General features: G+C 61.5%; 18 protein-coding genes. 4 read left to right on the top strand and 14 right to left on the bottom strand.

Annotation, left to right across the window (positions count from 1 at the left end):
• Positions 1–175 precede the first annotated feature (175 nt).
• The 6 genes from MK6180000_RS10785 to MK6180000_RS10760 all read right to left on the bottom strand — a co-directional run bounded on the left by MK6180000_RS10785 (position 176) and on the right by MK6180000_RS10760 (position 6,163).
• The gene (locus tag MK6180000_RS10785) at positions 176–1,117 is read right to left on the bottom strand and encodes an oligopeptide/dipeptide ABC transporter ATP-binding protein (RefSeq protein WP_138934735.1); all 942 of its coding nucleotides are present in this window, start codon (positions 1,115–1,117) and stop codon (positions 176–178) included.
• Positions 1,114–2,103 carry an ABC transporter ATP-binding protein gene (locus tag MK6180000_RS10780; protein ID WP_246040491.1) on the bottom strand — a complete coding sequence of 330 codons (990 nt, stop codon included), beginning with the start codon at positions 2,101–2,103 and terminating at the stop codon, positions 1,114–1,116. Before MK6180000_RS10780 ends, MK6180000_RS10785 begins: the two co-directional genes overlap by 4 nt.
• The gene (locus MK6180000_RS10775; protein WP_138934734.1) at positions 2,100–2,972 is read right to left on the bottom strand and encodes an ABC transporter permease; all 873 of its coding nucleotides are present in this window, start codon (positions 2,970–2,972) and stop codon (positions 2,100–2,102) included. Before MK6180000_RS10775 ends, MK6180000_RS10780 begins: the two co-directional genes overlap by 4 nt.
• A 1-nt stretch (position 2,973) precedes the next feature.
• On the bottom strand, positions 2,974–3,894 hold the full coding sequence (locus MK6180000_RS10770) for an ABC transporter permease (RefSeq protein ID WP_138934733.1): 921 nt from the start codon (positions 3,892–3,894) through the stop codon (positions 2,974–2,976).
• Positions 3,895–3,965: 71 nt separating this feature from the next.
• Complete coding sequence (locus MK6180000_RS10765) at positions 3,966–5,498, bottom strand: ABC transporter substrate-binding protein (RefSeq protein WP_138934732.1); 1,533 nt, start codon at positions 5,496–5,498, stop codon at positions 3,966–3,968.
• 59 nt (positions 5,499–5,557) lie between these two features.
• On the bottom strand, positions 5,558–6,163 hold the full coding sequence (locus MK6180000_RS10760) for an RraA family protein (RefSeq protein WP_138934731.1): 606 nt from the start codon (positions 6,161–6,163) through the stop codon (positions 5,558–5,560).
• A 133-nt stretch (positions 6,164–6,296) separates the two neighbouring features.
• Between MK6180000_RS10760 and MK6180000_RS10755 the strand changes: the two genes are divergently transcribed.
• Positions 6,297–7,229 carry a LysR family transcriptional regulator gene (locus MK6180000_RS10755; RefSeq protein ID WP_138934730.1) on the top strand — a complete coding sequence of 311 codons (933 nt, stop codon included), beginning with the start codon at positions 6,297–6,299 and terminating at the stop codon, positions 7,227–7,229.
• Between the two features lie 21 nt (positions 7,230–7,250).
• Here MK6180000_RS10755 and MK6180000_RS10750 read toward each other — a convergent pair whose 3' ends face one another.
• The 6 genes from MK6180000_RS10750 to MK6180000_RS10725 all read right to left on the bottom strand — a co-directional run bounded on the left by MK6180000_RS10750 (position 7,251) and on the right by MK6180000_RS10725 (position 13,430).
• On the bottom strand, positions 7,251–7,934 hold the full coding sequence (locus MK6180000_RS10750; RefSeq protein ID WP_171054597.1) for a GntR family transcriptional regulator: 684 nt from the start codon (positions 7,932–7,934) through the stop codon (positions 7,251–7,253).
• Positions 7,935–8,145: 211 nt separating this feature from the next.
• On the bottom strand, positions 8,146–9,393 hold the full coding sequence (locus MK6180000_RS10745; protein ID WP_212751895.1) for a serine hydrolase domain-containing protein: 1,248 nt from the start codon (positions 9,391–9,393) through the stop codon (positions 8,146–8,148).
• Positions 9,394–9,475: 82 nt separating this feature from the next.
• Positions 9,476–10,510: an extracellular solute-binding protein gene (locus MK6180000_RS10740; protein WP_246040490.1), complete on the bottom strand. Its 1,035-nt coding sequence runs from the start codon at positions 10,508–10,510 to the stop codon at positions 9,476–9,478.
• Between the two features lie 40 nt (positions 10,511–10,550).
• On the bottom strand, positions 10,551–11,345 hold the full coding sequence (locus MK6180000_RS10735; protein WP_138936459.1) for an ABC transporter permease: 795 nt from the start codon (positions 11,343–11,345) through the stop codon (positions 10,551–10,553).
• Positions 11,346–11,415: 70 nt separating this feature from the next.
• A complete protein-coding gene (locus tag MK6180000_RS10730; RefSeq protein WP_138934728.1) occupies positions 11,416–12,378 on the bottom strand; it encodes an ABC transporter permease in 963 nt (320 codons plus the stop codon).
• Positions 12,378–13,430: an ABC transporter ATP-binding protein gene (locus tag MK6180000_RS10725; RefSeq protein WP_138936458.1), complete on the bottom strand. Its 1,053-nt coding sequence runs from the start codon at positions 13,428–13,430 to the stop codon at positions 12,378–12,380. The genes MK6180000_RS10730 and MK6180000_RS10725 overlap by 1 nt, the downstream gene beginning before the upstream one ends.
• 233 nt (positions 13,431–13,663) lie before the next feature.
• Here MK6180000_RS10725 and MK6180000_RS10720 point away from each other — a divergent pair, with 233 nt between their 5' ends.
• Complete coding sequence (locus MK6180000_RS10720; RefSeq protein WP_246040489.1) at positions 13,664–15,394, top strand: amidohydrolase; 1,731 nt, start codon at positions 13,664–13,666, stop codon at positions 15,392–15,394.
• A 48-nt stretch (positions 15,395–15,442) separates the two neighbouring features.
• A complete protein-coding gene (gene dnaE, locus MK6180000_RS10715; protein WP_138934727.1) occupies positions 15,443–18,970 on the top strand; it encodes a DNA polymerase III subunit alpha in 3,528 nt (1,175 codons plus the stop codon).
• 1 nt (position 18,971) lies between these two features.
• Here the strand turns inward: dnaE and MK6180000_RS10710 are convergent, their stop codons facing one another.
• Both MK6180000_RS10710 and MK6180000_RS10705 read right to left on the bottom strand, forming a co-directional pair.
• Positions 18,972–19,151 carry a hypothetical protein gene (locus tag MK6180000_RS10710; protein WP_138934726.1) on the bottom strand — a complete coding sequence of 60 codons (180 nt, stop codon included), beginning with the start codon at positions 19,149–19,151 and terminating at the stop codon, positions 18,972–18,974.
• Between the two features lie 17 nt (positions 19,152–19,168).
• Positions 19,169–19,363: a SlyX family protein gene (locus MK6180000_RS10705; RefSeq protein WP_138936456.1), complete on the bottom strand. Its 195-nt coding sequence runs from the start codon at positions 19,361–19,363 to the stop codon at positions 19,169–19,171.
• Positions 19,364–19,533: 170 nt separating this feature from the next.
• On the opposite strand from MK6180000_RS10705, the gene hisS reads away from it, so the two are divergent.
• Positions 19,534–21,126: a histidine--tRNA ligase gene (gene hisS / locus MK6180000_RS10700; RefSeq protein ID WP_138934725.1), complete on the top strand. Its 1,593-nt coding sequence runs from the start codon at positions 19,534–19,536 to the stop codon at positions 21,124–21,126.
• The last annotated feature ends 13 nt before the right edge of the window (positions 21,127–21,139 follow it).

The raw sequence follows: 21,139 nt of genomic DNA, 5'->3' as shown, positions 1-21,139 counted from the left end.
GGGCTTGGGTACGAGTGTCCGCCTTTTATGCGGCTTCGTCCATGGGTCTTTGCTGCCTTCGCGATTTAGTCGTGACAGGGGATGCGAACATCTGATTTGCCGCAATACCCTCATCAGCCATATACCGCCGTACAACCACCTGCACACGGATACAGCAAACTGGACCTGGCCCGGATTACGCGCGTTCGCACCGCACGAGGGCACCGTTCAGCGTGCGCAGCACTTGGGTATTCTCGCGGCACCTTTCCTGCACATCCGGGCAACGCGGCGCGAACAGGCATCCTGCCGAAATAGCGAACGGGTCTGCGGCAGCAGCGCCAAGGGCCAGCTTTGGCAGGCCCGCGCCCGGTTTGGGCGCTAGCGTGGCTGCCAGCAGTGCGCGGGTGTAGGGGTGTTGGGGCAGATCAAACAGGGCGCCAGTTTCTGCCTCTTCTACCTTTTGACCCAAATACATCACAGCCACCCTGTCGGCCAAATGTTCGACCACCGCCAGGTTGTGACTGACGAACACCATGGTCAGCCCTAGCTCGACCTTTAGCCGCAGCAGCAGGTTGATAATCTGGGCCTGCACCGACACGTCCAGCGCTGATGTCGGTTCATCGCAGATCAGCACACGGGGCCTTAGGATCAGGGCGCGGGCGATGGCGACGCGTTGGCGTTGGCCGCCTGACAGCTCGGCTGGATACGCATCGGCAATGCGGCCGGGCAGCCCAACCAGGTCGAGCATGCGAGCCACTTCGGCCTGCACGTCGCCGCCGCCATGTAGGCGCAGGGGCTGACCAATCAACGCGCTGATGCGTTTTACCGGATTCAACGACGCGTTGGGGTCCTGAAAAATCGGCTGGATCAGCCTTACGCGGTCACGCACGGGCATGTCGCTAATGGGCTGCCCGGCGATTTCGATAGCGCCAGCATCAGGCTGCACTAGGCCCAGCATGATGCTAACTGCCGTGCTTTTGCCGCAGCCGGACTCGCCCACAAGCCCCAGCGTTTCGCCCTCTGCGACCTCCAGTGACAGATCGTTTACTGCCACCAACTCCTCCGGCGGTGCCAAGAGGCGGCGACGCAGGTTGAATGTTTTGCGGATACCAGACAGGCGGATCATCGGCGCGGTCATATCGCGGCCTCCGTCTCAAAAGCCTTGTAGCATTCGACAAACTGGCCGGGCTGGCGGATCAGGCGCGGCACCGGATCGTTGGCACATTCCGGCCCCGCCAACGCGCAACGGTCGCGAAATGCGCAGCCGTACATAGGCCCGATCAGGCCGGGCACGCGGCCCGGAATCGCGGGCAGCTCGCTACCGCGCGGCGTGACGCCGGGGACCGGGATCGCGCGCAGCAACCCTTGGGTGTAGGGGTGCAGCGGCGCAGCGAACAGATCGTGCGCCGGGGCCAGTTCCGCTATGCGGCCGGCATACATCACGGCCACGTCCGTCGCGATGGCGGCGACTACGCCCAGATCATGTGTGATCAGCATCAGTGAGAGGCCCAGATCCGCCTGCAACTGCCCCAAGACGCCCAGTATCTGCGCCTGAATGGTAACGTCCAGCGCCGTCGTAGGCTCATCCGCGATCAGAAGGCGCGGGCGGCCCATTAGGGCCGATGCGATCATGATCCGCTGGCGCTGCCCACCAGAAAAGGCGTGCGGATACTGCGTCAGCCGCGCGGCCGGATTGGAGATGCCGACGCGGTCCAGCATTTCGGTGGCGCGATTGTTCGCCTCTGTCCGGCTTAGCCGCTCAGATCGCATGACGCCTTCGGTCAGTTGCCTGCCCACGGTCAGCGTAGGGTTAAGCGAGCTGGTCGGATCTTGAAAGATCATGGCAACCTCGCGCCCGCGCATTTGCGCCAGCTTAGCATGGCCTTTGCCAGTCAGATACTGGCCCGCCATTTGAAAGGTGTCGGCCCTCACCTTTGCATAGCGTGGTAGCAGGCCCATGATCGCCATGGCGGTCAGGGATTTGCCGCAACCCGACTCGCCGACAAGGCACAGTGTCTGGCCGCGCTCAATTCGCAGGTCGATGCCGCGCACGGCGTTCAGCAGGCCGCGCTCGGTCGGCAGGGACACTTGCAGGTTCTGGATATCAAGTAGCACTTCGGTCATTTGCGCACCGGTCCCGTCACGTCGCGCATCCCATCGCCGAAGAGGTTCACCGCTAGCACCAGCACGCACAGCGCCGAGCCGGGCATCGCAATCAGCCATGGATCGAACAGAATGTTGTCGCGCCCCTCCGAAATCATCAGGCCCCACGACGGCGTGGGCGGCCGCACGCCAAGGCCGAGGAACGACAGCGCGGCCTCCAACAGAATAACATTGGCAACCTCTAGCGTGACAACGACAAGTATTGTGCTCTGCATGTTTGGTAGAATTTCGAGAAAGAGGATGCGAAACCGGCTGGCGCCTATGGCGCGCAGGCCCATGATGAATTCTTGATGCCGCAGGCTTTGAGCCGCCGCGCGCGATACCACGGCAAAGCGATCCCACAACAAAAGACCCAGCACAGTGATCAGCGTGGTCAGTGACGCGCCGCCCAGTGCCACGGCGGCCAGAGCGACCAGCACAATGGGCAGCGATAGCCGCGTGGTGATGGCAAAGCTGATGACCATATCGACCCAGCCGCCGAAATATCCCGCCAGCAGGCCCAGCGTGATGCCGATCGTCCCCGACACGAGGATGACGCCAAGGCCGACCCCTAGGGACACCCGTGCGCCATAGATCATACGCGACAGGTAATCGCGGCCAAGCTGGTCGGTGCCAAGCAGATGTTCAGGCACAGCGCGATCATGCCAGAAGGGGGGCAGCAGGCGGCGCGACAAATCCTGCGCGACCGGATCGTGCGGCGCGATAAGCGGGGCGAAAATGGCTATCAGAATGATGATGGCGAGGATCGTGCCGCCGAGCATCACGCCCGAATTGCGCAGCGACTTGCGCAGGGTAGTGGCGGGCCGGGTTTCAGCTGAGACGTCTGTCATGTCAGGACACTCCTCTCAGGCGCGGATCAAGCACCGCGTTCAGTATGTCGGCCAGCGTAGTCAGTAAAACGTAGAGCAGCGACAGGATCAGGATGATTGCCTGCACCACCGGCAGATCGCTGCGGAGCAGCGACTCCCATGCAAGCCTGCCCAGTCCGTTTAGGGCGAACACGCTCTCAATTACGATAGAGCCGGATAGCAGCAGGCCTAGCTGCACGGCGGCAAGCGATACCAGTGGCAGCACCGCGTTGCGGAGCGCGTGGCGGAAGATGACGGTGCCCATTGGCAGCCCCTTGGCGCGGGCCGCACGAATGTAGTCGGTCGCGAGCACGTCAATCATGCCCGACCGAGTGATGCGCATCATTGCGGGCATCGCGTAATAGCTCAGCACGATGACGGGCAAGATATAGCCCTGCCACGTCTCGGCCCCAGAAATCGGCACCCAGCCATACCATACGCCGAACACGACGATGGCCATCAGGCCCAGCCAGAAACTTGGAATTGCCTGCCCGGTGACTGCCAGCACCAGTGCCAGCCGGTCGATCCAGCCATTTGGGCGCAGCGCAGCCGCGATGCCCAATGGAACCGCGACGACCAGCGCCAGCAGAAAGGACAGCACCCCAAGGCGCAGCGTGACGCCAACCCGGTTGCCGATAATTTCGGTAACAGGCACGTTAAAATAGATGCTGCGCCCCAGATCGCCTGTTAGGGCGCTGCCAATCCAGTCCAGATATTGCGTCACGATGGGCCTGTCAAAGCCGTAGGCGATACGCACCGCTTCGGCATCCTGCGCCCGCCCGCCAGCGCCCGCGATGGCGATGGCTGGATCGCCGGATAGGAACATCAGCGCAAAGCTGATGGCCGACACGGTGGCGCAGACGCAGAACGCGACCAGCAGCCGTTTCGATATGTAACCCAGCATGATGCGTCCTCGTCCGTTAGGGACCGGGCAGCGAGGGGTGCCGCCCGGACCGTTTGCTCAAACGTGGCGGATTACTTCCAGCTGGAGTTCCACCAGCGCGCGAACTCGTCGGGATGGGGCGTAAAGTTCAGATCGTCTGCCAGCCCATAGTTGACGTTGAAGTTATACATCGGCATCCAATATGCCTCGTCGACGATCTTCTTGACGGCCATGCTATAATTCTCGGCGCGCACGTCTCGGTCGGATGCGCTATCGGCGACGGTCAACCACTCGGCCAGCTCGGGGTTCTGCACCAGATCATCGTCGCCGCCGCCAAAGAAGTTCGACAGGATGAACGCGGTGTCGCCGATACCGTAGCTGCCCCAGTTAGAAAAGAAAGCAGGCAACTCCTTGGCGCGCCATTGGCCGATGCCGGCCGCATATTGCTGCTCGTTCAGGATCAGCGTGACGCCGACCTTTGCCAGATCGGCGGCTATGGCCTCCGCAGTGGGGCGCGGCATTGCGGCGAACACCATCTCCATCTCGAACCCGTCCTCATAACCCGCCTCAGCCAGCAGGGCGCGGGCCTTTTCAGGATCATATTCGTAAACCGTCACGTCCTGCTCGCAACCAAATTGGGCCGGGTTGCAGGGCGTGTTCAATACCTTTGATGCGCCTCCGGCAAAGGCGTCGGTGATAGCCGCGCGGTTTGTCGCGTGGATCAGCGCTTGGCGCACGCGTTTGTCTGCGATCGGGCTGTCGCCGCCCAGCGATTCAGGGGCGAACCCGACATAACCGATGCGCATAATGGGCGCGCTGATGATTTGTACGCGGCTCTCTAGCTGCGTGGCCTGATCGGGCGGGATGCGCCAGATCCAGTCCAAATCGCCTGACATCAACTCGGCATATTGCGTGTTCATCTCGGGCATGGTGCGCACGATGATCTTGTCGATGGTTGCGCCGCTCTTGGGGCTACCTTCGTAGTGATCTGCGAAGCGCTCCATCTCATACCGGATGCCCGGCTCTTGCGAGACCAGCTTGTAGGGGCCCGTTCCGATGGGGGTCGCAGCCATCCCTTCGGAGCCGTTCTCAGCAAAGAACTCGTGCGGATAGATCGGCAAGGCATCTGCCAGCATTTCAACCGCGCCGGCAAAGGGCTTGGACATGTTGATGCGGACCTTGTCATCAGCCAACTTCTCAACGCTCTCGATCCAGTCGACCGAGATCGAATAGCGCGTGCCGTATTCGGGGGTGATGACGGTATTCAGCGTCTCCACCACGTCATCTGCGGTAAACTCCGCGCCGTTGTGGAATTTCACGCCCTTGCGCAGGGTGAATTCCATGGTCAATGGGCCGGTAAACTCCCAGCTTTCGGCCAGCGCGGGGACGATTTCACCGGTGTCGAGGTTTTTGTAAAGCAGTCCATCAAAGATATGGCGCGCCAGAATCAGACCCTCGCGGCCAGCGATCTTGTAGGTGTCCAGCGGCTCAGGTTCGGAGGCGAAGGCAACGTTGAGGGTGTTATCCTCTTTGCCCGCCATAGCGGGCGTACCGGCGGCAAAGCTCAGCGAGGCGGCAAGAGCCACAGCGCCGGACAGGAAATACTTGGGGGTGTGATGTGTCATGATGTCCTCTGTTGATTTGTGGTGGTTTCTCATCGGGCGGTTAGCCGCCTCTGGACGCGTTAGTTCGCGCGCCCGGTTATTTGCGCTAGTGTTTCGCCAGCGTTTAGCCGTTCCAGTATCGCGATCTCGTCATGCTGTATCTGCCGCGCACGCGCGCAGAACTCGGAGGCCTGGGCCGGGTCCATGACGGCCACGCCGCTTTCATCGGCGAGGATAATATCGCCGGGCCGGACCGCGGTGCCGCCGCAATTGATCGGCACGTTCACGTCGCCCGACAGGCCGCGCGGCTTGGTTGTGATGGGCGAGCGTCCGCGGCACCAGACGGCAAATCCAGCGGCCAGAATGGCTGAGCGGTCGGTGACGAAGCCGTCGATTACAACTCCCGCTGCGCCGCGTGCCTGCGCCGCTGCGGTAGTGACGGCGCCCCAGCACGCATGGCGCAGGTCGCCGCAACGATCAATTACGATTACCTGACCCGGCTGCACCTGTGCCAGCGCTTGGACCAGCGCCGCGCCATCGTCGCTTGGCATGCGCACGGTAAACGCGGGGCCAAATATGCGTCGTTCAGGGACTAGCCCCTGAATGGACGGCGCCATGAACCCCTCACTAAGAAAGTGGCCCAGCGTCGCGGTTTCGATATCCGAAAGGTCGAGTGATACGGTCATGACAGGCTCCGGCGTGTGTTCGCGATTAAAGCAGACCCTGCATCGTTGCATCGGTCAAATAGCCTTAGATTATGATAACTATAGTCATGCCGCGCGCCGCTGATATAGTCGGGCGTTGAGAGGACAAAATGACATGGACGCCACTCTACAATCGGGCCCCAACTGGAACCTGCTGCGCACGTTTTACGCCATCGCGGCAGAGCAAAGCATCACCAAGGCAGCGCGCCGCCTTGGCGTTAGCCAGCCATCGGTCAGCGCTTCGCTACAACGGTTGGAGGCGCAGCTGAAGTGCCAGCTCGTTTATCGCGATAGTCGGCATTTTGCATTGACGCAGCAGGGCGGGCAAATCTATCACGAGTGCCGCGCGATGTTTCGCGGCGCCGAGCGAATTGCGCAGGCCGTGCGCGGCGCGCCCGTCGGAGAGAGCGGCGAGGTGCGGTACCAGATCATTAGCAATCTCGCGTCCCCCATGCTGGACGAAATCCTGCGACTCTATCATCAACGCCATCCGTCCGTGACCTTTCAGAGCGAGGTCCAGAATAGCCAGAATATCGTGCGGAGCGTTCGGCAGGGGCGGGTAAACATCGGCATCTGTCTGCTAGCACAGCCGCCAAGCGGTCTGTGCGCTATCCGATTGTTCCGCGAGGAATTTCACCTGTTTTGCGGCGCCGAGCATCCGTTATTTGGCCGTGCATCCGTTAGTGTGGAGGATGTGGAGCGCGAGCCATTCATCTCATTTGCCTGCGCGACCGAGGGCGCGGGGCTGGAGCCAATGTCAATCCTGAGGTCCGGTATGCGGCTGGGCAGCCACATCGCCGGGCTTAGCACTAACATGGAGGAGGTGCGCCGTATGATCGCCGCCGGGCTGGGCATTGGCATCCTGCCGCTGATGTCCGCAGAGGGCGATATTCAAGCTGGCGCGCTCTGGCCGCTCAAGATCACGGACGAGCCAATCGGCGCGAACGTCTATCTGGCGCATGCCGAAGCTAGCGCCTTGACGCCGCCCGAGGCCGCGTTCGTGAACATCGTTCAAGAGTTAATCGCGCTCTATCCGGATATGACCTAGCGAGCGGTTTGCAAGCGCTGGTCAAGTCGCGAAACCGCTATCCGCTACCTTGTCGATATGCGCGATGATCCCTTCGACCGAGCAGGCGATGTCGTGCGAGATGTTCAGGCGGGCCGCGACTGCGTCTTGCAGGCGGATCGCCTCATATACGGGATGATGGTGGTCGATCATATCGCGCCCGCCAAGGCTGTAGAACGATGAAATCGGCGGTCCGATCTGAAGCCACAGCCCCCCCAGCAGACCGCGCAGCACAGGCATTTGTCCGATATCGGCAAGGCTGAAGTGGAACTGTTTGTTAAGACGGATCGCGCGTTGCCAGTCGCCCGCCGCGATGGCGGCCTCGTTATCGACGATGTTCTGGTGCAGCGCCTCCAGATCACTGTCGCTGCGCCGCTCGGCGGCGCGGGCGGCGGCCAGCCCCTCCAACTCCAGCCGGATGTCCGCGATCTCGCGATATTTGCTTTGAGTGATTATCGGCACTCGTATGTCGCGTGGACCTCGTTGCTCTAACGCGTTCTCCAGCAGCAGCCGCTTGACCGCGTCGCGCACCGGGGTCGAGCTGATCTCCAGCGTATCGGCGAGGCTGCGAATGGTCAGCTTTTCACCGGGCTGAAACCCGCCGCTGACGATTGCATTGGCGATTTTTTCGTATGCAACATCGCCGAGGTAGGACTGGTTGATTGCGGAAAGGCCCTGCTGTGTCACTGATGTGTCCCCAAGTCTGGTTGCCGCCCAAGTTGACCCCAAACCCAAAAAACCAACCGAAACAGGGGACACGGGGGGTGGCGCACGGCCACCATGACGCATCATGCGTGACGCGTAAAGTTTTGCCGTGCGCAGCATCATCAGTATTTGCCTGACGCAAACGCGCTATTTTAGGTCAAAACATGCACGAGGGTTGAGCCGCGCGTCGCGCTTATGCGGGCGATAGCGCGTCGCGGATTGCGGTGACTGCGGCCAGCATATCGACGGTATAGCTGTGGATCAGGAAATCAGGCCATGTCGACAGTTTGACAGCCAGAAAATCGGTTTTTGGGTCGATATAGATCAGCTGGCCAAAGACGCCGCGCGCCATGAAATCGCCGCGCTCCGCGTCGTGGATCCACCACTGGCGGCTATAAGCGCCTTTGGGCGATGTGGCGGTATAGGGTTCGCCGTAGGCCGAACGATCACCGGCGGCGCTGGCGCGCACCCACGCTTCGGGGACGATCTGGACGCCGTCCCACGCGCCGCCCTCCAGCATCATCAGGCCAAAGCGGGTGTAGTCGCGCAAAGTCGCGTTAAAGCCACCATCTGCCAGCGCGGTCCCGGCACGGTCGACCGTGAAATAGGCGTCCCGCTCGGCGCCGATGCGCGACCAGATGCGATCAGATAGCAGGCTGGCCAGCGACTGGCTTGCGCTACGCTCCAGCGCCCATGCAATCACGTCCGTCTCGATCGAACGGTACTTGAACGCCTCGCCGTGCGGGCGCTCTTGCGGCAGGCCGAGGATGACGTCGCGGATGGTCGGCACGGGCGCGCCCGGTAGCGGAGGGCGCCAGCCGCTGGCAATGTCGATATGCGTCATGTCAGAGCCGGGGATGCCGTAATCTTCGGTAAAGCGTACACCCGAGCGCATGTCGAGCACGTTGCGAAGCGTCGCACCAGCATAGCCTGAATGGGCCATTTCAGGCACGATGTCGGACATAAGCGCGTCCAGATCCAGACTACCCTCGCCATGCAGCACGCCGGCCAATGTTCCGACCACCGATTTGGCCATGGACTGCGACAGATGCGGCGTAAGCGCGCCCATGTCGTTGTGATAGCTTTCATGCACGACTTGTCCACGGCTCATCACCAAAAAGCCGTCGGTGTAGCTGGTGTTCAGCCAATCGCGAACAGTTTGCCGAGGGCCTTCGAGCGTTTTGTAGTCGATCGGCAGAATATCCTGATGCGTACTGGGCAGCGCACGCACCGGACCTGCGCCGCGCGGTACGTCGGCGGTTGGGAAGAGGCTGCGCATGTTTTGAAATGACCAGCGATTGAACGGGGGCAGGTCCCAGTTCGACGGGCCGGGAATCGCCTCGGCGGCCGGCGGGTGCCCCTGCATGATGCCCATCTCGCGGGCGGTGCGCACAGGTGCGGCGGCCGGGGCCTTCGGGATGTGGGCTTTGGGGGGCGTCATGAGGTCATTCCTTGGTGGTCATGGGGCAGGCACAAAAAAGGCGGGGCACAAGTTTGCGCGCCCCGCCCGAATAGTCAGTGCCTTATTGCTTCAGCTTCGTCCAGATGCGGTTGTACATATCGGTGACTTCCTGCTCGCACGGCTTGACGAAGTCAGGCGCCGGTGCGGTGTCAGGCATGACGATCTCGTGCGCGGTCTTCATGTCCTCGTCCATGAATTCCTCGCTCCCGGTGATGCCGTTGGCATAGCGGGCAAAGTTTGAGATCAGCGCCGCGTTCTCTGGCAGCATGATGAAGTTCATAAAGAGTTTGGCGTTCTCCATGTTCGGCGCGTCCTTCAGGACGGCAGCGTTGTCCATCCAGCCGGTAAAGCCTTCCTTGGGGTAGGCATAGACCAGCGTTGGGCGCTGATCGCGCGCGCGCATGGCGGCGCCGTTCCAAGTCTGGCTTAGGTCCACGTCGCCCGATGTCAGCTTTTCGATGGTTGCATAATCCATCGTGCGCCAGTCGGCCTTTGCCTTGATCAGCAGCTCGGTAATGTCCCGAAGCTCTTCGGTGTTGCTGTTGCAGCGGTCATAGCCCCGATACCGCAGCGCGGCGTTGATAACTTCGGGCATGTCGGACAGCATGTTGATGCGGCCCTTCAGCTCGTCAGGTGCGTCAAACATCAACGCCAGTGTATCAATGTCGCCGTCATAGACCTCGCTGTCGACGGTGAACGACGTGGTACCCCACTGCCACGGCACGGTATAGTTGCGGCCCGGATCCCAATAGACGTCGACCCATGTGGGGTTCATATTCGAGAAGTTTTCCATCTCGTTCGGCTTGACCTCGGCCAGCAGATCCTGCTCGACCATGATCGCGGCGGTCGAGTCGCTGGGCACGACGATGTCGTAGCCGGTGTTACCTTCACGGACCTTCGCCAGCATGATCTCGTTGCTGTCATAGCCGTCGATGTTCACTTCGACGTCGAATTCCTTTTCGAACTTATCGATCAGCTCGGGCGAGGTGTAGTTGCCCCAGTTGTACAGGTTCAGTTGGCCTTCGGCCCATGCGGGGCCGACAAGGGCCACGGCGGCGGCGAGGGTCGCGGCCATACTTTGTGTTGTTCTTTTCATGTTAGATAGTCCTCCGGTTGGTTAGTTTTGTTTGCGGACCTTACGTCCGCTTTTTGTTCCCGATCAGGAAGAAGATCGAGACCAGCACCACCGACAGCCCCAAGAGCACTGTCGAGACGGCGTTGATTTCAGGGGTGATCCCGCGCCGGATCTGGCCAAGAATGTAGACCGGCAGCGTCGTCTCGCCGGGGCCAGCGACCAGTAGCGTGATGATCACGTCATCCAATGATACCACAAACGCCAGCATACCACCCGCAACGATCCCCGGTGCCATCAGGGGGAATGTAACCTTGCGAAACACCTGAATGGGGGTGGCGTAGAGGTCTGCGGCGGCTTGCTCCAGCGACAGGTTCATATCCTCCAGCCGCGCGCGGATGGGCATATAGGCAAACGGGATGCAGAACACCGTATGCGCCAGCATGAGAAAGCCGATGCCGTTGATGTTGAATATCTGCTTGATAATGCCAAAGAACGCGAGCGTGGCGACCGCCGTGACAATTTCGGGCACCATCAGCGGCTGATTGATGATCGCATAGGCGAGCGTTTGGCCCTTGAATGGGCGCACCCGCGTTGTGGCCAGTGCGGCCATCGTGGCGAATGAGGTGGCAAAGACTGTTGCGACTGCGGCCACCTGTAGTGACACGACGGTCGCCTTGCGAATGCCGTCATTGTCGAACGCGGCGGCGTACCAGCGCAGGCTAAACTCCGTCCAGATCACGACAGAGCGGTTGTCGTTGAACGAATACACCACCAGCATCACGATGGGCGCGTATAGGAAAAAGAGGCAGATCCACGCCATCGTGTCAAAGCCGGGCTGCTTGCGCAGATCCTTCATCCGGCGGCGGCGCGGCGGCGCAACAGGATCGGGGCTGGCGACGGTCGCGGGTGTCTGGGTGCTTTTGTGATCAGCCATGACCGTTGCCCTCCTTGCCGGAATAGCGAACGTAGATGATGAGCGATGCCATCACCACGACCATCAGGATCAGCGCGGCGGCCGAGCCGAAGGGCCAATTGCGCGAGCCGCTGAATTGCAGCGCGATAAGGTTGCCGATCATCAGCTCTTTGCCGCCGCCCAGCAATTCGGGCGTGATGTAGGCGCCGAGGCCGGGGATGAAAACGAGGATGCAGCCTGCCACGATGCCAGGCTTGGCCATCGGGATAATGACATGGCGCAGCACCTGAAACCGGCTGGCGTAGAGGTCATATGCCGCCTCAACCAGCCGGAAATCCAGCTTTTCCAGCGAGGCATAAAGGGGCAGCACCATGAACGGCAGGTAGCTATAGATCAGGCCGGCGAAAATCGCGTAGTCGGTATAGAGCATGCCGATGGGGCTGTCGGTCACGCCCATACCCATCAAGCTGAGGTTGATGATGCCCTCGTCGCGGATGATCAGCAGGATCGCATAGGTGCGCACCAAGAGGTTCACCCAAAAGGGCAGGGTGATCAGAAACAGCCACAGATTGCGTTGCTCCAGCGGCTTGGACGCGATGAAATAGGCGGTTGGAAATCCGACAATCAGCGCACCGACGGTCGCGCCGAATGCCAGCCCGATAGAGCGGCCATAGATACTAAGGTAGGTACCCGAAAATTGCAGCGTGTCGTCAAAGATGTCGCGGTCGAACAGAAACTGCACGTATGCGTCGGTTGAAAATTTCCACGTGACGCCGCCATACGTGCCGGGGGTGAGGAACGAATAGATCAGCGTGATCGTCAGCGGAAAGAGCCCAAAGATGCCAATGATAATCAGCGCGGGCGACAAGAGCTGCCAGCGACGACGCCGCGCGGACGCCTCGGTCTGGCGGCGCGCCTCGGCAAGGCGGTCTGCGGTGGTTGCGCTTTCCGGCAGGGTGTCGGTGAGATCTGCCATCAGTCCACCAGAACCTGAACGGCATCCGGCACGGATATGCCTACCTGCGCGCCGATCTGCGCATCCGTCTGAGCGCGGCGCACCAGTACTTCGCCGCCGCCATCCAGCGCGATGTGCACGTTATGGCCGGCACCGAAATAGACGATGTTGGTCACGCGCCCCTTGAGCGCCGCATCTGGGGCATCGGGCGCGGTAAGCTCCATATTTTCGGGGCGGATCGCGACCGAGGCGCGTCCCTCGCGGGCGGCGCCCGCTGATAACAACGCGCCGATTTTGGTCCCGCCGGGCAGAATTACGTGGGCACCATTATCGCTAAGGTCGCCCTCCAAGATATTGATATCACCGATGAAGTCCGCAACAAAGCGGCGCGCGGGATTGTTGTAGATCTCCTTGGGCGCGCCCACTTGCAGGATCGCACCGGCCTGCATGACCGCGATCCGGTCTGACATGGTGAGCGCTTCCTCTTGGTCGTGCGTAACAAAGACGAACGTGATGCCCGTCTCTTCCTGAAGCCGTTTCAGTTCGATCTGCATTTCCTTGCGTAGCTTGAGGTCCAGCGCTGACAACGGCTCGTCCAGCAGCAGCACTTTGGGCCGCGGCGCAAGAGCGCGGGCCAGTGCCACGCGCTGTTGTTGCCCGCCCGACAACTGATCGGTGCGCCGGTCTGCCAAATGCTCCATCTGGACCAGCGCCAGCATGCGGGCCACGGCCTCCTTGATCTCGGCCTTTGGGCGGCCCTGCATCTCTAGTCCAAAGCCGATGTTGCGCGCCACGCTCATATGCGGAAATAGCGCATAGGACTGAAATACCGTGTTTACGGGCCGCTTGTAGGGCGGCAGGTGGCCGATTTCCTGCCCGTCCAACAGGATCTGGCCACCATCGGGCAGATCAAAGCCCGCGATCAGGCGCAAAAGAGTCGTTTTACCGCAGCCCGACGGGCCCAGCAGTGTAAAAAATTCGTTCTTGCGAATGTCGACTGACACGGCATCAAGCGCGGTGATTTTGCTCGCGCCCTGACCAAACGTCTTGGTTACGCGTTCAGCGTGCACCATCACGTTATCTGCCCCGCTGTATGCCGTCGCGGCTGTCTGTGCCTGCTGTACCATGCGGCGTTACCCCCTGTGTTTTATGGCCCCACGTGCGATTCCTTGCCGGGGGTGTTCGGGCAGATTAGGGCGCAGCAGCCGCAAAGGTAAAGACCCCATCGTCTTATTCGCGCGCAGCCCCGCCCGGTGCGATGCCCTGTGCCTGATCCTTTGCGAGGGGTATTTACCCCGCAGGGCCTATGGCCCAGATTGAACCGGGACAGAGTATCATTCGCGGGCGCGCGTCCGCACAGGAAAAGGGACCTGTAATGGCAGGCATGGCGGATCTGGTAATCGTGAACGGCAAAGTTCTGACGATGGATGCAAGCCACCCTCGCGCAGAAGCTGTGGCGCTGGCGGGCGGTGTGATTTTGGCGGTTGGCAGCACGGCGCAAATGCGCGATCTGGCCGCGCCGGATGCGCGCGTGATCGACGCGGCGGGTGGCACGGTGATGCCGGGCTTGATCGACAGCCACGTGCATTTGTTCCAAGGGTCCGCCGCGCTTGAATTCATGGCGATGGAGGGGGTTGAGACGGTGGCGGACGCCGCCCGCACCATCCGCACTTATGCCGATGCCAATCCCGATGAGCCGATGATTTTAGGCACTGGCACCGCGTATGGCCTGATGGACGGGCGCAACCCTACGCGCCACGATCTGGATGCGATCCTGCCGGATCGCCCCATGGCGCTGCTATCGCCTGATATTCACACACTATGGGCGAATACGATGGCGCTTGAGGCCGCAAACCTGCTGCACGGCGCCCCGGTGCCAGAGGGCAGCGTCATCGTGATGGAGGGCGAGACTGCCACCGGCGAGTTGCAGGAAACCGGCGCATTTGGCCCTGTCCTGACGCTTAGCCGGACGGGCGGGCGCGACATGCTGGGCTACGTCACTGGAGCGGAGCCCGAGCCGCCCGCCACCGAGGCCGAGCGCGCCGCCGACCGCCGCCTGCTGGCGAAGGGTCTGGCCCACGCCGCGTCGCATGGCATCACAACGATGCACAACATGGACGGGAATTTCTACCAACTGGAGTTGCTCAGCGATCTGGATGCTGCGGGCGATTTGAAATGCCGCATGCAGGTGCCGTTCCACCTCAAGAATTACGACCCGCTCGACCGGCTGGAGGAGGCCGTGGAGATGCGTCGCCTCTATACTGGCGATCGGGTCTGGTCGGGCCGGGTTAAAATGTTCATGGACGGTGTGCTCGATACGCATACTGCGCTGATGACGCGCCCCTATCCCGGCACCCGCACGATTGGCGAGCCTGTGTTCGAGCCCGATCATTTTAACGAGGCCTGCGTGCGCGCGGACGCGATGGAGCTGCAACTCAGCGTTCATTCCATCGGTGACCTGGCGACGCGGCGAACATTGGATGGGTATGCTGCTGCGCAACTGGCCAACGGTCGCCGCGATTCCCGCCACCGGATCGAGCATATTGAGGTGATCCACCCCGATGACCTGCCACGTATCCGGCAGCTGGGCGCGGTCGCGTCCCTTCAACCGCGCCATTCGCCGCTGGGCGATTACTTCCCAATTCTCCCGCAGGGCACGCTTCTGCACGACGACCAGTACCCATACGCCTACGCATGGCAGCGCATCCGCGAGACGGGTGCACCGGTGATCTTTTCCACCGATTGGCCGGTCATACCGGTTGACGCAATGCGCAATATCCAATGCGCTATCGCGCCATTGCAGCCCGGTGCACCATGGGACGTGCGGCCCCAGACGTTGATGGATACGCTTGTCTCCTACACGTCGGGCAATGCGTGGGTGGAATTTAACGAGGGCCGCAAGGGACAGTTGGCAACGGGCCAGATGGGCGATGTGGTAATCATGGACCGCGATCTGGAGGCCTGCGCGCCCAATGCCATCCATGCGGCGCGCCCAATGATCACGATCTGCGGCGGGTGCATCACCTATGCCGCGTGACGCGGGGTGGCACTGGCGGCATCCCTGCCGCTGGCCTAAAGTGAGGTTATGAAAAACCATAGCCGATTCATCCACCTGCGCGTCCATAGCGAATACTCTTTGCTGGAAGGGGCCGTGCGGCTGAAAAAGCTTCCGGCTATGTGCGTCGATGCGGGGATGCCCGCCGTCGCCGTTACCGATACGAACAATATGTTCGCTGCCCTCGAGTTTGCCGTCTCGGCGGCAGAGGCGGGCGTCCAGCCGATCATGGGCTGCCAGATTGATCTGGCCTATGTCGATGTCGCGCCGGGCGAGCGTCCTGCCACGCCCGCACCCATTGTCCTGCTGGCCCAGAATGAGCAGGGGTACGAGCATCTGATGAAGCTCAACTCTTGCCTCTATTTGCGCGGCGACGGCGCGCTGCCGCATGTGACGCGGATGGATCTGGCCGAACACTCGGGCGGCCTGATCTGCCTCACTGGCGGGCCGGACGGCCCGGTTGGGCGGCTCTTGCGCGCTGGGCAGCGCGACGCGGCGGAGGCGCTGATGCGGCAACTGGCCGAGATTTATGGCGATCGCCTCTACGTCGAGTTGCAGCGCCACCCCGGCGAGGACGGCCTGCCCGAGGCAGAGCGCAGCAGTGAGCGCGGCCATATCGAAATGGCCTATGCGATGGATCTGCCGCTGGTTGCGACAAACGATGTCTATTTCCCCAAGTCCAAGATGTACGAGGCGCATGACGCCATGTTGTGCGTGGCCGAGGGCACGTACGTTGATCAGTCTGCACCGCGCCGCCGCCTCACACCGCAACATAACTTCAAGACGGCCAAGGAAATGGCGACACTCTTTGCCGACTTGCCCGAAGCGATCGAAAATACCGTGGAAATCGCCAAGCGCTGCGCCTTTGGCGCCTATCGCCGCGACCCGATCCTGCCAAAGTTTGCTGATGACGAGGTGGTCGAGCTGCGCCGCCAGGCCAAGGAGGGTTTGGTCGAGCGTCTGAGCGTCATCCCCCACGCCGTCAGCGTGGAAGAGTACGAAAAGCGGCTGGAGTTTGAGCTGGGCATCATCGAGGGCATGGGCTTCCCGGGTTATTTCCTGATCGTTGCCGATTTCATCAAATGGGCCAAGGACCGCGATATTCCGGTGGGTCCGGGGCGCGGGTCGGGCGCGGGGTCGCTCGTCGCTTATGCTCTGACAATCACGGACCTTGATCCGCTGCGCTATTCGCTGCTGTTCGAACGGTTCCTGAACCCCGAACGTGTGTCGATGCCCGACTTTGACATCGACTTTTGCATGGATCGCCGAGAAGAGGTGATCCAATACGTGCAGGAAAAATATGGCCGCGACCGCGTGGGCCAAATCATCACCTTTGGCGCGCTGTTGTCCAAGGCTGCCGTGCGCGATATCGGCCGAGTCCTCCAGATGCCATACGGGCAGGTGGATCGCCTGTCCAAGATGATCCCCGTCGAGGGCGTCAAACCCGTCAGCATTCAGCAGGCATTGATCCAAGAGGACCGCCTGCGCGAAGAGGCCCGCAATGAAGAGGTCGTCGACCGCCTGCTGAATTACGGCATGCAGGTCGAGGGGCTGCTGCGCAACGCGTCGACCCACGCGGCTGGTGTCGTAATCGGCGATCGCCCGCTGGACGCGCTGGTGCCCCTGTATCAAGACCCTCGCAGTGACATGCCCGCGACCCAATTCAACATGAAATGGGTCGAGCAGGCGGGGCTGGTCAAGTTCGACTTTCTGGGCCTGAAAACCCTGACCGTGATCCAGAACGCAATGGCGCAGATTCACGGCGAGGGCCGCGATCTGCACACCGCCGCCGATGGTAGCGCGATCTACCAGCCGCACGCGGGCGCCGAAAACGATATCGGACAGATCCCGCTGGACGATGCCAAGACCTACGCGCTCTATGCGCGCGCCAAGACTGTCGCGGTGTTTCAGGTTGAAAGCTCGGGCATGATGGACGCGCTCAAGCGGATGAAGCCGGACTGCATCGAGGATATCATCGCGCTGGTCGCGCTCTATCGTCCCGGCCCGATGGAGAATATTCCGAAATTCTGCGAGGTGAAGAACGAGCTATCCGAGCGCGAATTGCTGCACCCCACCATCGACCATCTTCTGGACGAGACGCAGGGCATCATCGTCTATCAAGAACAAGTGATGCAGATCGCGCAGGAAATGGCGGGCTACAGCCTTGGCGGCGCGGACCTGCTGCGCCGCGCCATGGGCAAGAAGATTCAAGCGGCGATGGATGCGGAACGGCCCAAGTTTATCGCGGGCGCCAAGGAAAACGGCGTTGATGACGACAAGGCGCTGGAGGTTTGGAACCTACTGGATAAGTTTGCGAATTACGGATTTAACAAATCCCACGCGGCGGCCTATGCGGTCGTCAGCTACCAAACGGCATGGCTGAAGGCGAACCATCCGACCGAGTTTATGGCAGGGGTCATGAACTGCGATATACACCTGACCGACAAACTCTCGGTCTATTTCGAAGAGGTGAAAAAGGGGCTGAAGCTGAATTGGGCACCGCCTTGCGTCAACCGCTCGGACGCACAGTTCGTGGTGCGTAATGGCGTTCTACACTACGCCTTGGGCGCGCTGAAAAACGTCGGTGTTGAGGCGATGAAGCTGATCGTCGAGGGCCGCACTGGCGGCGCGCAAGGCGCGAGCGGTGAGGACAAGCCGTTTGCCACGCTCTATGACTTCGCCCGCCGCGTCGATATCAAGCGCATCGGCAAGCGGCCGATGGAGATGCTGGCCCGTTCCGGCGCGTTTGACGAGATTGATCGCAATCGCCGCCGCGTATTCGACGCCCTTGAGCCGCTGATGAGCTACTCAGCCGCGATCCACGATCAGAAGAATTCGGCGCAGGTGTCACTCTTTGGCGAGGCCGGCGAGGATCTGCCCGAACCGCGCCTGCCGCCCGTCGATGACTGGCAACCGGCTGAGCGCCTCAACGAGGAATTCAAAGCCGTCGGGTTCTATCTGTCGGGCCATCCCCTGGACGACTACATGGCCGCGTTAAAGCGCAAGAGTGTCAAGACGCTGGACCAAGTCATGCAGGACGCCGCGCGCGCGCCTTGCGTAGTGAAAATGGCCGGCATCGTCGCGGGCCGGCAGGAGCGGAAATCAGCGCGCGGCAATCGCTTTGCGTTTGTGCAACTCAGCGATACCACGGGTGGCTACGAGGTCGTCATGTTCTCGGAAACGCTGGAGAAATCGCGCGAACATCTGGAAACCGGCGCTCAGGTGGTCATCACCGTCGAGGCGACGATGGAGTCCGAGCAGCTAAAGCTGCTGGCGCGCTCTGTCGCGCCGATAGACGGCGTGGTCGCGGATGCAGGCAGCCTTGGCCTGTTGATTTTTGTTGATGAGCCGTCCGCGATGGCATCGGTCGCACGTGTTCTGGAAGGCGCGGCCGATGCCGCGCGCGCGTCCCGGCCCGGCCCAATCCGGTTTTGCCTCATCGGCGATGGCCTGCCCGGCGAGGTCGAACTGTCAGCAGGGCGCGATTATCCGGTGACGCCGCAGATCAAGGGCGCGATCAAAAGCCTCGACGGCGTCATGGATGTGCAGGACATTTAGGCTAGCTGTAATTGCGCCCGGCCTCTAGCAATTCGAAACTGGCTATCTCGAATTCGTAGAGCGCGCCGTCCGCCTTCTGGGCGCGCGCGATCAATTTGCCAGTGTCATCACGGAAAACGGCATAAGTGGTGTGCAGCGCGCGGTAACAGTGGCTGCCATCAGGATATATGTACTTTATCAAAGTGGCGCTCCATTGCTTTAGTAGTGAGGGGGCCGCTCGCTTCCCATAGCGACAGAGCCGCCCGCGCCCTCATCACGCTCCGCCTCGCGGCGCATCAGCATCTCGACCCGGCGGGTGAGCACGGCAATTTCAGCGTCCTGCCGCGCGACGGTGTCGGACACGTCGTCAAGCGTGCGGATGAGGTGGGCGATCTGTTCTTCGAGGCGTTCCATAGCGCCCTTGTGGCGCGGGCCGGGCATCGGGTCAAGCGGGCGCGCGTGCGCCGCCTTCGCAATGGATGTTATCCCCAAGAATAATCCGCAAGGGCGGCGCCCTGCTTGCCGGGGGGCGGTGCTTGGGCTAGACCGCCGGGAAACTGAGGCAGCGTCTGAAAGGCGATATAATGGCCAAGCAGAAAAAAACCCCGCGCCCCAAGGCGCAGACGCCCAAGGGCTTTCGCGACTACTTTGGCGCCGAGGTAGTGGAGCGTGCAGCGATGCTGGAGGCGATCGCGCGGGTCTATCACCACTACGGCTTTGACGCGCTGGACAGCGCGGCGGTCGAGACGGTAGAGGCGCTGGGCAAGTTTCTGCCGGACGTGGAGCGGCCCAATGCGGGTGTCTTTGCGTGGCAGGAGGACGAGGGCGAAAAACCCGGTGACTGGCTGGCGCTGCGCTACGATCTGACCGCGCCGCTGGCGCGGGTTTATGCCCAGCACAAGGACGACCTCCCGACGCCTTACCGGCGCTACGCGATGGGGCCCGTCTGGCGCAATGAGAAGCCGGGACCGGGGCGGTTTCGCCAATTTTATCAGTGTGATGCGGATACGGTGGGCGCACCCAGCGTGGCGGCAGATGCCGAGATGTGTGCAATGCTGGCCGACTGCCTTGAGACGGTCGGGATCGCGCGCGGTGACTATGTGGTGCGCGTCAACAATCGCAAGGTGCTGAACGGCGTGCTTGAGGTCGCGCGCTTGTCGGGTGAGGACAAGAAAACCGAGCGCGGCATCGTTCTGCGCGCAATCGACAAGCTGGACAGGCTCGGCCCCGAAGGCGTGCGTGCGCTTTTGGGCGAAGGGCGCAAGGACGACAGCGGCGATTTCACCAAAGGTGCTGGTCTGGATGATGCGCAGGCGGATGTGGTGATGATGTTCGTTAACGCGAATGATGTCGTTGCTTCCAAGCTCGAAGGAAGAGCGAAAGAGTTTGATGGTATTAATATTGTAGCGGATAACTATCGTGAAGCGTCACGACAAAAATACGGTATGGCTTGGAACCATGAAGTGTTGGACCATCTCGGCGTCATCATTGGCAGCTCAACTGTCGGCGCAGAAGGTGTCGAAGAACTTCGCCAAATTGAAGCGTTGCTTAGCGCACAAGGTTACGGCCCAGACCGTATCGTCATCGATCCCAGCGTTGTGCGCGGCCTTGGTTATTACACCGGCCCTGTGTTCGAGGCCGAGCTGACGTTCGACATCCTCGACGACAAGGGCGCCAAGCGGCAGTTCGGCAGCGTTGCGGGCGGCGGGCGCTATGATGACCTGGTCAAGCGGTTCACCGGGCAGTCCGTTCCTGCCACCGGCGTCAGCATTGGTGTGGACCGCTTGCTTGCTGCGCTGCGCGCCAAGGGGCAGGGGGGCGCTCCAACTCCCGGCCCGGTCGTGGTGACAGTGATGGACCGTGCGCGCATGGCCGATTATCAGGCGATGGTCGCCGAGCTGCGGCAGGCGGGCATCCGCGCCGAAGTGTATCTGGGCAACCCCAAGAATTTCGGTAACCAGCTGAAATATGCGGACAAACGCGGCAGCCCCGTCGCCATCATCGAAGGCGCGGACGAGCAAGCGAAGGGGGTCATCCAGATCAAGGATCTGGTGCTGGGCGCGCAGATGGCCGAAGGCGCGACGCTGGAGGAGTGGAAGGAACGCCCCAGCCAGTTCGAAGTGCCGCGCAGCCAGTTGGTTGCCAAAGTGCGCGACATTTTGAACGGGGCGGGCTGATGGCCGAGCTGGG

Source organism: Roseovarius arcticus (assembly GCF_006125015.1).
Taxonomy (GTDB): Bacteria; Pseudomonadota; Alphaproteobacteria; order Rhodobacterales; family Rhodobacteraceae; genus Roseovarius; species Roseovarius arcticus.
The sequence above is the reverse complement of the archived record's forward strand: the minus strand, read 5'-3'. Positions and strand labels throughout refer to the sequence as shown.